This is a genomic window from Streptomyces sp. NPDC014623, from assembly GCF_043088245.1.
In the GTDB taxonomy this organism is placed as follows: domain Bacteria; phylum Actinomycetota; class Actinomycetes; order Streptomycetales; family Streptomycetaceae; genus Streptomyces.
Genome location: NZ_JBIBZU010000015.1, coordinates 183,827 through 196,475 on the forward strand (window position 1 = coordinate 183,827; position 12,649 = coordinate 196,475).

The following is a 12,649-nucleotide window of genomic DNA, read 5'->3' on the forward strand; positions in this document are numbered from 1 at the left end:
TCGCCCCGCTGGGGAGGACATGCCTGCTTGGCGCCGCACCGTGATCGAGGCATCCCCCTACTGCCATGTGGCGAACAGGCACTGAATCGCCAGATCCTGCGGGTCCCGCATGATCCGGTGCTCAGTGTGCCGACCGTGACGGTGCAGCCGAAGCCCTTCCAGCGCTCCGGCTGCACCGTCACGCGCACGTGGCCCTCAACGTCCGCCCTCGACGCGAACGCCGCGCTCCGCGAGGGGAAGAAAGGGCTGCGGAAAGTCGCCTCCGCCGCCACCATGCACCGTGTCAACGACACCCTCAGCTCGGCACTGTCCTGGGGGATCAAGCGTGAGCAGGCGTTCGCCAAGAACTGGGCACAGCTCGTCGAGCTGCCGCCGGTCACCCGGCCGAAGCCGCTCGTCTGGACACCCGAGCGCATCGAGCACTGGAAGCGGACCGGCGAGAAGCCCGGCCCCGTCATGATGGTTTGGACACCGGAGCTGACCGGCCAGTTCCTCGACTTCGTGAAGGACGACTGGCTCTACGAGCTGTGGCACACCTTCATCTTCCTCGGCCCTCGGCGCGGTGAAATGGCCGCACTGCCGTGGACCGAGGTGAGCACCGACGCCCTGTGGATGCGGATCTCCCAGCAGATCGTGGAGGTCGCCTACAAGCTGTACGGCGAAGCGCCGAAGGCCGACAGCGTCCGCACCCTGTCCCTGAGCCTGGAGTCCGGTGACAACCTGATCACCGTCCGCGCGAAGCAGAACCAGATGCGCCAGGAGTGGGGGGACGCCTACGTCGAGACCGGCCGAGTGTGGACGCACGAGAACGGCGAGGCGCTGCACCCCGACTGGATATCCCGACGCTTCACCCGCCTGGTGGAGCTGTCCGGCCTGCCGCCGGTCCGCCTGCACGACCTTCGGCACCTCGCCGCCACCCTGGCCCTGCTCGCTGGCCACGACATCAAGGTGGTCCAGGAGAAGCTGGGGCACTCCTCGCGTCAGATCACCTCCGACACCTACACCAGCGTGCTGCCCGAGATGATGCGGGCCGAGGCCGAGTCGGTCATGGCCGTCGCCCCCCGCGACATCCCCTTCGAGGCGCGCACCCCGCTGATGATCCCCGAGACGGTATGGCAGAACGACATCGCCGTCTTCTTCGCCCACGGCGCACGGCAGTCAGGTGACACCTGGGCCGTCGGAGCGCAGACCCAACCTGACTCCGATCTCCTCGGCATGATCACCCTGACCGGCCGGGGTCAGGACGACGCCGCAAACGCGGCCGTGAAGTGGATACGCGACCACTGCACCGCGAACGAGCTGGAGCTGGTGCGGGTGGAGAACTTCAATGACCGCTGCCCCGAGGAGCAGCGAGCCGACTTCTCGCTCACGCGCTTCACGGTCGCCCGATGTGAGTCCCCGGGCCTGGACGGCTGGGCGCTGCCGACGGGCCTGCCGCCGGCAGCCTCTCGGACCGCCCGCCGGGCTCCGAACGGGCGCCGGAAGGCGGCGTGAGGGCGCTCCCGTCCACTGGATCGTCCCCGCGTCCACTACGTGTCCACTGGATCTTGGTCTGAACGGATGAACGGGGGGCACCACCCTGGAGTGGTGCCCCCCCGTTCTCACGTTTTCGCAGGTAGAAACGATTCTCTGGGAGAACTCTTTGGTGGGGCGGGTGGGACTCGAACCCACGGCCGACGGATTATGAGTCCGCTGCTCTAACCGGCTGAGCTACCGCCCCGTTTCGGCGTGGCGCGTACAAGTGTGCGCGCCGTCTGCCGCAGCATAGCCGGTCATACGATCTCCTGCTCCGGATGGCCGGCTTCGCGTGACCATGAAGACAGCGCTGCGTGCTGCCCGGTTCCAGGCCGTGCGGAATCACCCCGAAAGAGTCACGTACCACCCGGTGACGGGCACACGAAAAAGGACCCCGAAGGGCCCTCTTCCGCATCGCTCCCCCGACTGGACTCGAACCAGTAACCCTCCGGTTAACAGCCGAATGCTCTGCCAATTGAGCTACAGGGGATCGCGCTCCCCCGACTGGACTCGAACCAGTAACCTGCCGGTTAACAGCCGGCTGCTCTGCCAATTGAGCTACAGGGGATTGCTGCGGTGCCTCGAATCGTGCCTGCCTGGCTGCTGCCGAGCGGCGCGCGTTCGCTGCGACACATACATTAGCGCAAGCAGGGGGGTGCTTCGCCAATCGGTATCTCCCGGGGTGATCTCGGGCGTGTGCGGGTAGGCGGGCAGCACATGTCGCACGGAGTGAAGGAAGGGTGGCAGCCATGCGGTACCGGCTCACGTTCATCGCCGGAGTGGCCCTCGGTTACGTGCTCGGCACGCGAGCCGGGCGCGAGCGTTACGAGCAGCTGAAGAGGGCTGCGCAGCAACTCGCCGAGAATCCCGCTGTGCGGAACGCGGCGGAGTCCGCCGCGCACGGCAGCCGGGACTTCGCCGGCAAGGCGTACCACTCGGTGAGCGAGAAGGTCGGGGACAGGGTCCCCGTGTCCGTCTCCGACCGGGTGCGCTCGCTGCGGGAGCGCAGCGGCCACAACGGCAGCGACGACTGGGGTACGACGAACACCTGAGGACCGTTCCCGTACCGGGCGCACCCGCCCGGTACGGGAACGGTCCGCGGGTGCGGCAGAATCTTGTCCATGGGCATAGTGGCCGGCTTGGACAGTTCATCCGCCTTCACGCACATCGTCGTCTGTGACACGGACACCGGTGCCGTGCTGCGGCAGGGATACGCCGCGCATCCCATCGAGGCCAAGGCCTCCGAGGTGGATCCGCAGGCGTGGCTGCTCTCACTCGGTGAGGCGGCCTCCGGAGGGCTGCTCGAAGGCGTGCAGGCCATCGGCGTGTCCGCGCAGCAGCACGGCCTGGTGCCGCTTGACCACCAGGGCAACCTCGTACGGCCCGCGCTGCTCGGCAACGACCGGCGGGCGCAGGCAGCCGCGGCGGATCTGATCGACGGGCTCGGCGGACGGCAGCCCTGGGCCGAGGCTGTCGGGGCCGTGCCGCAGGCCGCGCAGCCGGTGGCGAAGCTGCGCTGGCTGGTACGGAGCGAGCCGGAGAACGCGCAGCGGGTCGCCGCGGTCCTCCAGCCCCACGACTGGCTGGTGTGGCAGCTGCTCGGCCGGCCCGCCCGCCGGACCACCGACCGCGGTGCCGCGTCCGGCACCGGTTACTGGTCGGCGGGCTCCGGTTCCTACCGGCCCGATCTCGTGGAGCTCGCGCTCGGCCATCAGGCCGCGCTGCCCGAGGTCCTCGGCCCGGCCGACGCCGCCGGGACGACGCCGGAGGGACTGCTGATCTCGGCGGGCACCGGCGAGACGATGGCCGCGGCGTTCGGGCTGGGCGTCGCCGTCGGGGACGCCGTCGTGTCGCTGGGCGCCTCGGGCTCCGTCATGGCCGTGCACCACGAGGCTCTGTCCGACCCCACGGGGATGATCACCTCCTTCGCCGACGCGACGGGCATGCACCTGCCGGTGGTCCACACGTCGAACGCCGTGCGCGCGCTGCGTGGCACGGCCGAGATGCTGAGGCTGGAAGGGCTGGAGGAACTGTCCGCGCTGGCGCTGGAGTCCACACCGGGCGCTTCGGGCCTCGTCCTGCTGCCGTATCTGGAGGGTGAGCGCACCCCGCACCTTCCGCACACCGCGGGAACCCTGAGCGGGCTGCGGCGCGAGTCGATGAAGCCCGAACACCTGGCGCGGGCCGCCTTCGAGGGGATGCTGTGCTCGCTGGCCGACGCACTGGACGTGCTGCGGGGCCGGGGTGTGGAGGTGCGGCGGGTGTTCCTGCTGGGAGCGGCGGCCGAGCTGCCCGCCGTGCGGGCGCTGGCGCCCGCGGTCTTCGGCACCCAGGTCGTCGTACCTCAGCCGGCCGAGTACGCGGCGCTGGGTGCGGCCCGGCAGGCGGCCTGGGCCCTCGGGGTCTCGCAGGCCACGCTCGATCCGCGTACTCCCCCGGCCTGGCAGGACGCGGCGGCGCAGGTGCTGGAGCCGGGTGAGGAGCTTCCGGTGGGCCGGGCGGTGCGCCAGCAGTACGGGGCGACCCGGGACCAGGTCCACCCCGGGGCGTTCGGCGGAGCCGTCTGAGGAGCGCGGTCCCGGAATTTGACCGGGGCTTGAGGAAAAGCGATGGCAGTCGTGGTCCGGGGTGCCGGAGTATGGACCGGCCTCTGCCCTTCGCCGACTCCGAGAGACTCGTGTGCTCATAAAACTCCTGCGGACCTACCTGGGTCCGTACAGACGTCCCATCGTGCTGCTGGTGCTGCTCCAGCTCCTGCAGACGTGCGCAAGCCTCTACCTGCCCAGCCTCAACGCCGACATCATCGACAACGGTGTCGTGCGGGGGGACACGGGTTACATCATGGAATTCGGCGCCGTGATGATCGTCGTCAGCACCGTCCAGATCGTCTGCAACATCGGGGCGGTCTACTACGGCGCCCGGACGGCCTCCTCGCTCGGGCGCGACGTACGGGCGTCGGTCTTCGGCAAGGTGCAGTCGTTCTCCGCGCGTGAGGTGGGACGGTTCGGGGCCCCTTCGCTGATCACCCGTACGACCAACGACGTGCAGCAGGTCCAGATGCTCGTCCTCATGGCGTTCACGCTCATGGTCTCGGCGCCCATCATGTGCGTCGGCGGCGTCATCATGGCGCTCGGCCAGGACGTCCCGCTCTCGGCGGTGCTGCTGGCCGTGCTGCCCGTGCTCGGCATCTCGGTGGGCCTGATCGTGCGGAGGATGCGGCCGCTGTTCCGCACGATGCAGGAGCGGCTGGACACGGTCAACCGCGTGCTGCGTGAGCAGATCACCGGCAACCGCGTCATCCGCGCCTTCATCCGGGACAGCTACGAGGAGGAACGCTTCCGCGGCGCCAACACGGAGCTGACGGACGTCGCGGTGTCGACGGGACGGCTGATGGCCCTCATGTTCCCGACGGTGATGACCGTGGTGAACCTGTCGTCCATCGCCGTGGTCTGGTTCGGGGCGCACCGCATCGACAGCGGCGGGATGCAGATCGGGGCGCTGACCGCGTTCCTCGCGTATCTGATGCAGATCGTCATGTCGGTGATGATGGCCACCTTCATGTTCATCATGGTGCCGCGTGCGGAGGTCTGCGCCGAGCGCATCCAGGAGGTCCTGGAGACCGAATCGAGCGTGGTGCCGCCCACCGCTCCGGTCACGAAGCTGATCGAGCACGGTCATCTCGAGGTGCGGGGCGCGGAGTTCCGCTACCCCGGCGCCGAGGAGCCGGTGCTGCGCTCGGTCGACCTCGTGGCACGGCCCGGCGAGACGACCGCGATCATCGGGTCGACGGGCAGCGGCAAGTCGACGCTGCTCGGACTCGTACCGCGGCTGTTCGACGCCACGGGGGGCGAGGTGCTCGTCTGCGGCACGGACGTGCGGACGCTGGATCCGGTCCTGCTGGCGAAGACCGTGAGCCTGGTCCCGCAGAAGCCGTACCTGTTCTCGGGGACGGTCGCGACCAATCTGCGCTACGGCAATCCGGACGCGACCGACGAGGAGCTGTGGCACGCGCTCGAGGTCGCACAGGCGAGGGAGTTCGTGGAGCGACTCGAGCACGGCCTCGACGCGCCGGTCGCACAGGGCGGCACCAATGTCTCCGGCGGCCAGCGGCAGCGGCTCGCGATCGCGCGGACGCTGGTGCAGCGGCCGGAGATCTATCTCTTCGACGACTCTTTCTCGGCCCTGGACTACGCGACGGATGCCGCGCTGCGCGGTGCGCTGTCCCGCGAGACGGCAGGGGCGACCGTGGTGATCGTGGCCCAGCGGGTGTCCACGATCCGTGACGCGGACCGGATCCTGGTACTGGACGAGGGCCGGGTCGTCGGGGCGGGCAGCCACCACGAGCTGATGGACGGCAACGAAACCTACCGGGAGATCGTGCTCTCCCAGCTGACGGAAGCGGAGGCCGCCTGATGGCAGGGCCGGGCGGACGGATGATGGCCGGAGGGCCCACCGAACGGTCCATGGACTTCAAGGGGTCCGGGAAGCGGCTCCTGAGAAGGTTCAGCAAGGAGAAGTCCTCGCTGTACCTGATGCTGGGCGCCGGGACCCTGAGCGTGGCGCTCTCCGTGGCGGGGCCCAAGATCCTCGGCGGGGCCACCGACCTGATCTTCGCCGGTGTCGTCGGGCGGCAGATGCCGGACGGCACGACGAAGGAGCAGGCCGTCGACGGCCTGCGCGAGCAGGGCGACGGCGGGCTCGCCGACATGCTGACCGGGGTGGACTTCGTCCCCGGTGACGGCATCGACTTCGGTGCGGTGGGCCAGGTCCTGCTGGTGGCGCTGGTGGTCTACGTCGGCGCCGGGCTGCTGATGCTGGTGTCCACCCGGCTGTCGATCCGGGTGATCAACCGGGTCGTGTTCCAGCTGCGCGAGGACCTGCAGACCAAGCTGGCGCGGCTCCCGCTGTCCTATTTCGACCGGCAGCAGCGCGGTGAGGTGCTGAGCCGGGCGACGAACGACATCGACAACATCTCCCAGACGATGCAGCAGACGATGGGCCAGCTCATCACCTCGCTGCTGACCATTGTCGGTGTGCTGATCATGATGCTCTGGATCTCGCCGCTGCTCGCCCTGGTCGCGCTGGTGACGATCCCGTTGTCGGTGTTCGTCGCGACGTGGGTCGGCAAGCGGTCCCAGCCGCACTTCGTGGCGCAGTGGAAGGTGACGGGCAAGCTCAACGCCCACATCGAGGAGATGTACACCGGGCACACCCTGGTGAAGGTGTTCGGGCGGCAGGACGAGTCGGCGAGGGACTTCGCCGAGCAGAACGACGCGCTGTACGAGGCGGGCTTCAAGGCCCAGTTCAACAGCGGCATCATGCAGCCGCTGATGATGTTCGTGTCGAACCTGAACTACGTGCTGGTCGCGGTCGTCGGCGGGCTGCGCGTGGCGTCGGGCGCGCTGTCGATCGGTGATGTGCAGGCGTTCATCCAGTACTCGCGGCAGTTCTCGATGCCGCTGACGCAGATCGCCTCGATGGCGAACCTGGTGCAGTCGGGCATCGCGTCCGCCGAGCGGGTCTTCGGCCTGCTGGACGCCGAGGAGCAGGCGCCCGACCCCGACCCGGCCGAGCGGCCGAAGGAATTGCGCGGCAGCGTCTCGCTGGAGAACGTGTCCTTCCGCTACGAACCGGAGAAGCCGCTCATCGAGGACCTCTCGCTGAGCGTGGAGCCCGGCCACACGGTCGCGATCGTCGGACCGACCGGTGCCGGCAAGACGACCCTGGTCAATCTGCTGATGCGGTTCTACGAGGTGACGAGCGGCCGGATCACCCTCGACGGGGTCGACGCGGCGAAGATGTCCCGCGACGAACTCCGTTCGGTCATAGGCATGGTGCTCCAGGACACCTGGCTGTTCGGCGGCACGATCGCGGAGAACATCGCCTACGGCGCCTCGCGTGAGGTCACCCGGGAGGAGATCGAGGAGGCGGCGCGGGCGGCCCACGCGGACCGTTTCGTCCGTACGCTGCCCGACGGCTACGACACGGTAATCGACGACGAGGGATCCGGGGTCAGCGCGGGCGAGAAGCAGCTGATCACCATCGCACGGGCGTTCCTGTCGGACCCGGTGATCCTGGTGCTCGACGAGGCCACCAGCTCGGTGGACACCCGCACCGAGGTGCTGATCCAGAAGGCGATGGCGCGGCTGGCCCACGGCCGTACGAGCTTCGTGATCGCGCACCGGCTCTCCACCATCCGGGACGCGGACGTGATCCTGGTGATGGAGAACGGATCGATCGTCGAACAGGGCACCCACGGAGACCTGCTGGCAGCCGACGGGGCCTACGCCCGGCTGTACGCGGCGCAGTTCGCGCAGGCGCCGGCCGAGATCGACTGACGGCCTCGTCCGGCGGCCGAACGCGGAAGAACGGGGTGAGCGGTGGCGGAGAGCGGTGGAGCAGCAGGGCGACCGTGGGGCCGGCAGGGGTGTGGCGCTCGGCATCGGCGCGGGTGCCGGTCCGGGGTCCTCGTCCGGGAAGCGCAAGGGCGGGGGCGGCTCGTGACCGGCGCCGCGGACCGCCGCGCCGCTCAGTCCAGGTAGCCGCGGAGCTGGTCGGCGAAGGCGTGGGCCCGCAGCTTGTCCAGGGTCTTGGACTCGATCTGGCGGATGCGTTCGCGTGTCACGCCGAAGATCCTTCCGATCTCCTCGAGCGTGCGGGGCCGCCCGTCCTCCAGTCCGTAGCGCAGCTGGACGACCCTCCTCTCCCGTTCCCCGAGGGTGGAGAGCACCGTTTCCAGGTGTTCGCGCAGCAGGAGGAAGGCAGCGGACTCCACGGGCGAGGCCGCGTCGCCGTCCTCGATGAGGTCGCCGAAGGCCACGTCGTCCTCTTCGCCCACGGGTGCGTGCAGCGACACGGGCTCCTGGGCCAGGCGCAGGATCTCGCCGACACGTCCGGGTGTCAGGCCGAGCTGGGCGGCGACCTCTTCGGTGGTGGGCTCGTAGCCGCGCTCCTGGAGCATGCGGCGCTGAACGCGTACGACGCGGTTGATCAGCTCGACGACGTGCACCGGAACTCTTATCGTCCTGGCCTGGTCGGCCAGTGCCCGGGACATCGCCTGGCGGATCCACCACGTCGCGTACGTGGAGAACTTGTAGCCCCGCGTGTAGTCGAACTTCTCCACCGCCCTGATCAGTCCGAGGTTCCCCTCCTGGACCAGGTCGAGCATGGTCAGCCCTCTGCCCACGTAACGCTTGGCCACGGAGACCACGAGGCGGAGGTTGGCCTCGATGAGCCGGCGTTTCGCCATCCGTCCCATGACCACGAGCCGGTCCAGGTCGGCGGCGAGCCGGGAGTCGGGGTCCGGCGTGCCCGCGAGCCGTTCCTCCGCGAAGAGTCCTGCCTCGACGCGGCAGGCGAGGTCCACCTCCTCGGCGGCACTGAGCAGCGGTATCCGCCCGATCTCCCGTAGGTACTGCCGGAAGAGGTCGGACGTCGGGCCGCCTGATTCCGGGCGGCTCCGCGGCCCGGGGTGCTCCACCGGTTCCTCCAGCACCGGTCCGGGCGCGTCCATCGCCTCCGGATGACGTGTGACCCGGTTCTGCCCGGGAATCGCCGGGATGAGCTCGGTCGTGGTCGGCACGGTCCGGGTCTGCACGGGGCGGCCTCCAGGTGATCGCTGCCGGACCGCGGGGTGGAGGTCCGCCCCGGGCGGACCGGCCGCGCTCCGATGACTCGGGCACCGCCACCCAGTGTGGGGTATGACACATCGCCGCCACGAGGGGCGTGCGGTGACTTTTTGCGCCCGGAGCGTGACGGAGCGCTGATACGGCTCAGAGGGCTGCGGCGCCGTGGCTCCGCAGCGACTGGGCGTACTGCTGGAGGACCCAGACCTCGTTCTGCGCGGCGGCCAGGTGCTCGGGGGCGACGTTGCTGCCGAGGCGGGCGAGACTGCCCTGCACGTCGTCGATCCTGCGGTCGACGGCACGGAGACGGACCTGGACGAGCTGCATGCCCGCGTATGTCTCGTCGATCGTCTTGCCGTGGAACACCTCGACGGCGAGTTCGGTGACGAGGTTGCGCACGGTGTCGTCGGGTGCGGCGTCCAGCACGTTGACCAGGTAGTCGCGGGTCTCGGCCAGGCCCTGCTCCGCCCCTCCCGCCTCGGCGATGCACTGACGCACCGCCGCGTAGGGCGGTGCGGTGAACTCGTCGACGCCGTAGGCGTCGAAGGCGGGCGACACCAGAGCGGGCTTCTGCAGGGCCAGCTTGAGCAGCTCGCGCTCGGTGCGGTGGGCCGGGCTGCGGAGGTTCAGGGCGGGGCCCTGCGGCGCCTTCGGGGCCTGGACCTGCTGCTGCGGGGGCCCGTTCCGGGAGGGCTTGCCCCCTGCGGGTCCGCGGTCGCCCCGGTCACGGGCCCAGCGGGCGAGCTGACCGACGCGCTTGACCACGAACTGGGTGTCCAGGATGCCCAGCATTCCGGCCAGCTGGACGGCGACCTCGTGCTGCGAGGAGCTGTTCTTGATGCGGGCGACCACCGGCCCCGCCTCGTCGAGCGCGGCGGCGCGGCCGGCCGGGGTCTCCAGGTCGTACCGGCCGACGATCTGGCGGAGCGCGAATTCGAAGAGCGGGGTGCGGGGTTCGACCAGGTCGCGGACGGCGTCGTCGCCCTTGGCGAGCCGCAGGTCACACGGGTCCATGTTGTCCGGGGCGATCGCGATGTAGGTCTCGGCGGCGAACTTCTGGTCGTCCTCGAAGGCGCGCAGGGCGGCCTTCTGGCCTGCGGAGTCACCGTCGAAGGTGAAGATGACCCGGGCGCTGCCGTTGTCCATCAGGAGCCGTCGGAGGATCTTGATGTGGTCGTTGCCGAACGCGGTGCCGCAGGTCGCGATGGCGGTCGTGACCCCGGCGAGGTGGCAGGCCATGACATCGGTGTACCCCTCGACGACGACGGCCCGGCTCGCCTTGGCGATGTCCTTCTTCGCCAGGTCGATGCCGTACAGCACCTGGGACTTCTTGTAGATCGAGGTCTCGGGGGTGTTGAGGTACTTCGGTCCGTTGTCGTCGTCGCGGAGTTTGCGGGCGCCGAAGCCGACGACCTCGCCCGAGGTGTCGCTGATCGGCCACATCAGCCGGCCGCGGAAGCGGTCGATGGGGCCGCGGCGGCCGTCCTGGGAGAGGCCGGAGCTGATGAGCTCCTTGTCGCTGAAGCCCTTGCCGCGCAGGTAACGGGTGAGGTGGTCCCAGCCCGCGGGGCTGTAACCGACGCCGAAGTGGGCCGCCGCGTCCTGGTCGAAGCCGCGTGAGGCGAGGAACTTCCGGCCGATCTCGGCTTCGGGGCCGTTCAGCTGCTCGCGGTAGAAATCGGCGGCGATCTTGTGTGCCTCGACCAGCCGGATGCGCTCGCCGCGCTGGTGGGAGGGGTTGTAACCGCCCTCCTCGTAGCGCAGGGTGATGCCCGCCTTGGCGGCGAGGCGCTCGACCGTCTCGGAGAAGGTGAGGTGATCGATCTTCATCACGAAGGCGATCGTGTCGCCGCCCTCCTGGCAGCCGAAGCAGTGGAAGAGGCCCTTGCCGGGGCTCACCTGGAAGGAGGGGGACTTCTCGTCGTGGAAGGGGCAGAGGCCCTTGAGGTTTCCGCCGCCGGCGTTGCGCAGCTGGAGGTATTCGGACACGACGGCGTCGATCGGGACCGCGTCCCGGACCGCCTTCACGTCGTCGTCATTGATCCTGCCTGCCACGGGTGAAGTCTACGGGTGGGACCGGACGCCCGGGACCGGCCGACGACGGGCGTCCCGGACGGGCGCCGGCCGGTCCCGGGCATCCGGTCCCACCGCTCAGAGCAGGGATTCCAGGGGCACGGACGGGTCGCCCAGGGTGTCCGGGTCGACCGGGCGGGCGCCCTTGATCAGCTTCTGGATGCTCCCGGTGACGTCCCACACATTGACGTTCATCCCGGCCAGGACCCGGCGGTCCTTCAGCCAGAAGGCGATGAACTCGCGTTTGCCCGCATCGCCCCGGATGACGACCTGGTCGTACGAACCGGGCGGCGCCCAGCCGGAGTACTCCAGGCCGAGGTCGTACTGGTCGGAGAAGAAGTACGGCACCCGGTCGTACGACACGTCCTGGCCGAGCATCGCCTTCGCGGCGGCGGGTCCGCTGTTCAGGGCGTTCGCCCAGTGCTCCACGCGCAGTCGGCGGCCGAAGAGCGGATGGTCCACGGACGCGATGTCCCCCGCGGCGAAGATGTGCGGGTCGGAAGTACGCAGGGAGGCGTCGACGGCGACGCCACCGCCCTCGGACCGGTCCGCCATCGCGAGTCCGGCGGCCTCGGCGAGCGAGGTGCGCGGAGCCGCTCCGATCGCGGCGAGCACGTCGTGGGCGGGGTGCTCCTCGCCGTCCTCGGTGCGGGCGGCGAGGACCAGACCGTCCTGTCCGGTGATCTCGGTGAGGCGGGCGCCGAAGTGGAAACGGACGCCGTGCCCGGCGTGGAGGTCGGTGAAGATCTGGCCGACCTCCGGGCCGACGACGTGGTGCAAGGGGGTCGCGGAGGGGGCGACGACGGTCACCTCGGCGCCGTAGCCGCGGGCCGCCGCGGCGACCTCCAGACCGATCCAGCCGGCTCCGGCGATCACCAGGTGGCCGTTGTCCCGGCCGAGGGCGGTCAGGACGTTGCGCAGCCGGTCGGAGTGGGCGAGACGGCGCAGGTGGTGGACGCCGGCCAGGTCGGTGCCCGGGATGTCGAGGCGGCGGGGCTCGGCACCGGTGGCGAGCAACAGCTTGTCGTAGTGGACGACCGTGTTGTCGCCGAGCTGCACGGACCGGCCGGCCCTGTCGAGGGAGGTGACGGTCTGGCCGAGGTGGAGCTCGATGTCGGCGCCCGCGTACCAGGCGGTCTCATGGACGAGGACGGAGTCCCGTTCGTCCTTGCCCAGCAGATATCCCTTGGACAGGGGAGGCCGCTCGTACGGATGGTCGCGCTCGTCGCCGATGAGGATCACCCGGCCGCTGAAACCCTCCGCCCGGAGTGTCTCGGCCGCCTTGGCTCCGGCGAGTCCCCCGCCGATGATGACGAACGTCCGATGTGCGTCGACCATTTGATGCCTCCTCGGTACTGTGCTGCGCGGCGCCACCACCTGCGAGTCCTGCGCGCAGCGTGATGACGAAAGGGGGTCTGTCCCGGTCAGGTCACGGC

Annotated in this window: 8 protein-coding genes and 3 tRNA genes; 5 read left to right on the top strand and 6 right to left on the bottom strand. The window is 69.7% G+C overall.

Annotation, left to right across the window (positions count from 1 at the left end; translation table 11 throughout):
• Positions 1 to 135: 135 nt before the first annotated feature.
• Positions 136 to 1,494: a tyrosine-type recombinase/integrase gene (locus tag ACF1FZ_RS24055; RefSeq protein ID WP_391775455.1), complete on the top strand. Its 1,359-nt coding sequence runs from the start codon at positions 136 to 138 to the stop codon at positions 1,492 to 1,494.
• 149 nt (positions 1,495 to 1,643) lie between these two features.
• On the opposite strand, the gene ACF1FZ_RS24060 is transcribed toward ACF1FZ_RS24055, so the two are convergent.
• From ACF1FZ_RS24060 to ACF1FZ_RS24070, 3 genes are all read right to left on the bottom strand, one after another.
• Positions 1,644 to 1,720, bottom strand: a tRNA-Ile gene (locus tag ACF1FZ_RS24060).
• A gap of 212 nt (positions 1,721 to 1,932) precedes the next feature.
• A tRNA-Asn gene (locus ACF1FZ_RS24065) sits at positions 1,933 to 2,005 on the bottom strand.
• Positions 2,006 to 2,010: 5 nt separating this feature from the next.
• Positions 2,011 to 2,083 (bottom strand) — tRNA-Asn (locus ACF1FZ_RS24070).
• Positions 2,084 to 2,264: 181 nt separating this feature from the next.
• Here ACF1FZ_RS24070 and ACF1FZ_RS24075 point away from each other — a divergent pair.
• The 4 genes from ACF1FZ_RS24075 (at position 2,265) to ACF1FZ_RS24090 (ending at position 7,853) form a co-directional block, all read left to right on the top strand.
• Positions 2,265 to 2,567, top strand: coding sequence for a YtxH domain-containing protein (locus ACF1FZ_RS24075; RefSeq protein WP_391775456.1), 303 nt, complete (start codon positions 2,265 to 2,267; stop codon positions 2,565 to 2,567).
• 69 nt (positions 2,568 to 2,636) lie between these two features.
• Positions 2,637 to 4,082: an FGGY family carbohydrate kinase gene (locus tag ACF1FZ_RS24080; RefSeq protein ID WP_391775457.1), complete on the top strand. Its 1,446-nt coding sequence runs from the start codon at positions 2,637 to 2,639 to the stop codon at positions 4,080 to 4,082.
• A gap of 112 nt (positions 4,083 to 4,194) precedes the next feature.
• The gene (locus ACF1FZ_RS24085) at positions 4,195 to 5,928 is read left to right on the top strand and encodes an ABC transporter ATP-binding protein (RefSeq protein WP_391775458.1); all 1,734 of its coding nucleotides are present in this window, start codon (positions 4,195 to 4,197) and stop codon (positions 5,926 to 5,928) included.
• Complete coding sequence (locus ACF1FZ_RS24090; RefSeq protein ID WP_391775459.1) at positions 5,928 to 7,853, top strand: ABC transporter ATP-binding protein; 1,926 nt, start codon at positions 5,928 to 5,930, stop codon at positions 7,851 to 7,853. Before ACF1FZ_RS24085 ends, ACF1FZ_RS24090 begins: the two co-directional genes overlap by 1 nt.
• 191 nt (positions 7,854 to 8,044) lie before the next feature.
• On the opposite strand, the gene ACF1FZ_RS24095 is transcribed toward ACF1FZ_RS24090, so the two are convergent.
• The 3 genes from ACF1FZ_RS24095 to ACF1FZ_RS24105 form a co-directional block, all read right to left on the bottom strand.
• Positions 8,045 to 9,112, bottom strand: coding sequence for an RNA polymerase sigma factor (locus ACF1FZ_RS24095; RefSeq protein WP_391775460.1), 1,068 nt, complete (start codon positions 9,110 to 9,112; stop codon positions 8,045 to 8,047).
• Between the two features lie 175 nt (positions 9,113 to 9,287).
• The gene (gene dnaG, locus ACF1FZ_RS24100) at positions 9,288 to 11,195 is read right to left on the bottom strand and encodes a DNA primase (protein ID WP_391775461.1); all 1,908 of its coding nucleotides are present in this window, start codon (positions 11,193 to 11,195) and stop codon (positions 9,288 to 9,290) included.
• 96 nt (positions 11,196 to 11,291) lie between these two features.
• Positions 11,292 to 12,551: an NAD(P)/FAD-dependent oxidoreductase gene (locus tag ACF1FZ_RS24105; protein ID WP_391775462.1), complete on the bottom strand. Its 1,260-nt coding sequence runs from the start codon at positions 12,549 to 12,551 to the stop codon at positions 11,292 to 11,294.
• Positions 12,552 to 12,649 lie beyond the last annotated feature (98 nt).

Bases quoted from the DNA above. Each gene is read 5' to 3' on its own strand.
- ACF1FZ_RS24075 (WP_391775456.1), top strand. From the start codon at position 2,265: ATGCGGTACCGGCTCACGTTCATCGCCGGAGTGGCCCTCGGTTACGTG.
- ACF1FZ_RS24080 (WP_391775457.1), top strand. From the start codon at position 2,637: ATGGGCATAGTGGCCGGCTTGGACAGTTCATCCGCCTTCACGCACATC.
- ACF1FZ_RS24090 (WP_391775459.1), top strand. From the start codon at position 5,928: ATGGCAGGGCCGGGCGGACGGATGATGGCCGGAGGGCCCACCGAACGG.
- ACF1FZ_RS24105 (WP_391775462.1), bottom strand. From the start codon at position 12,551: ATGGTCGACGCACATCGGACGTTCGTCATCATCGGCGGGGGACTCGCC.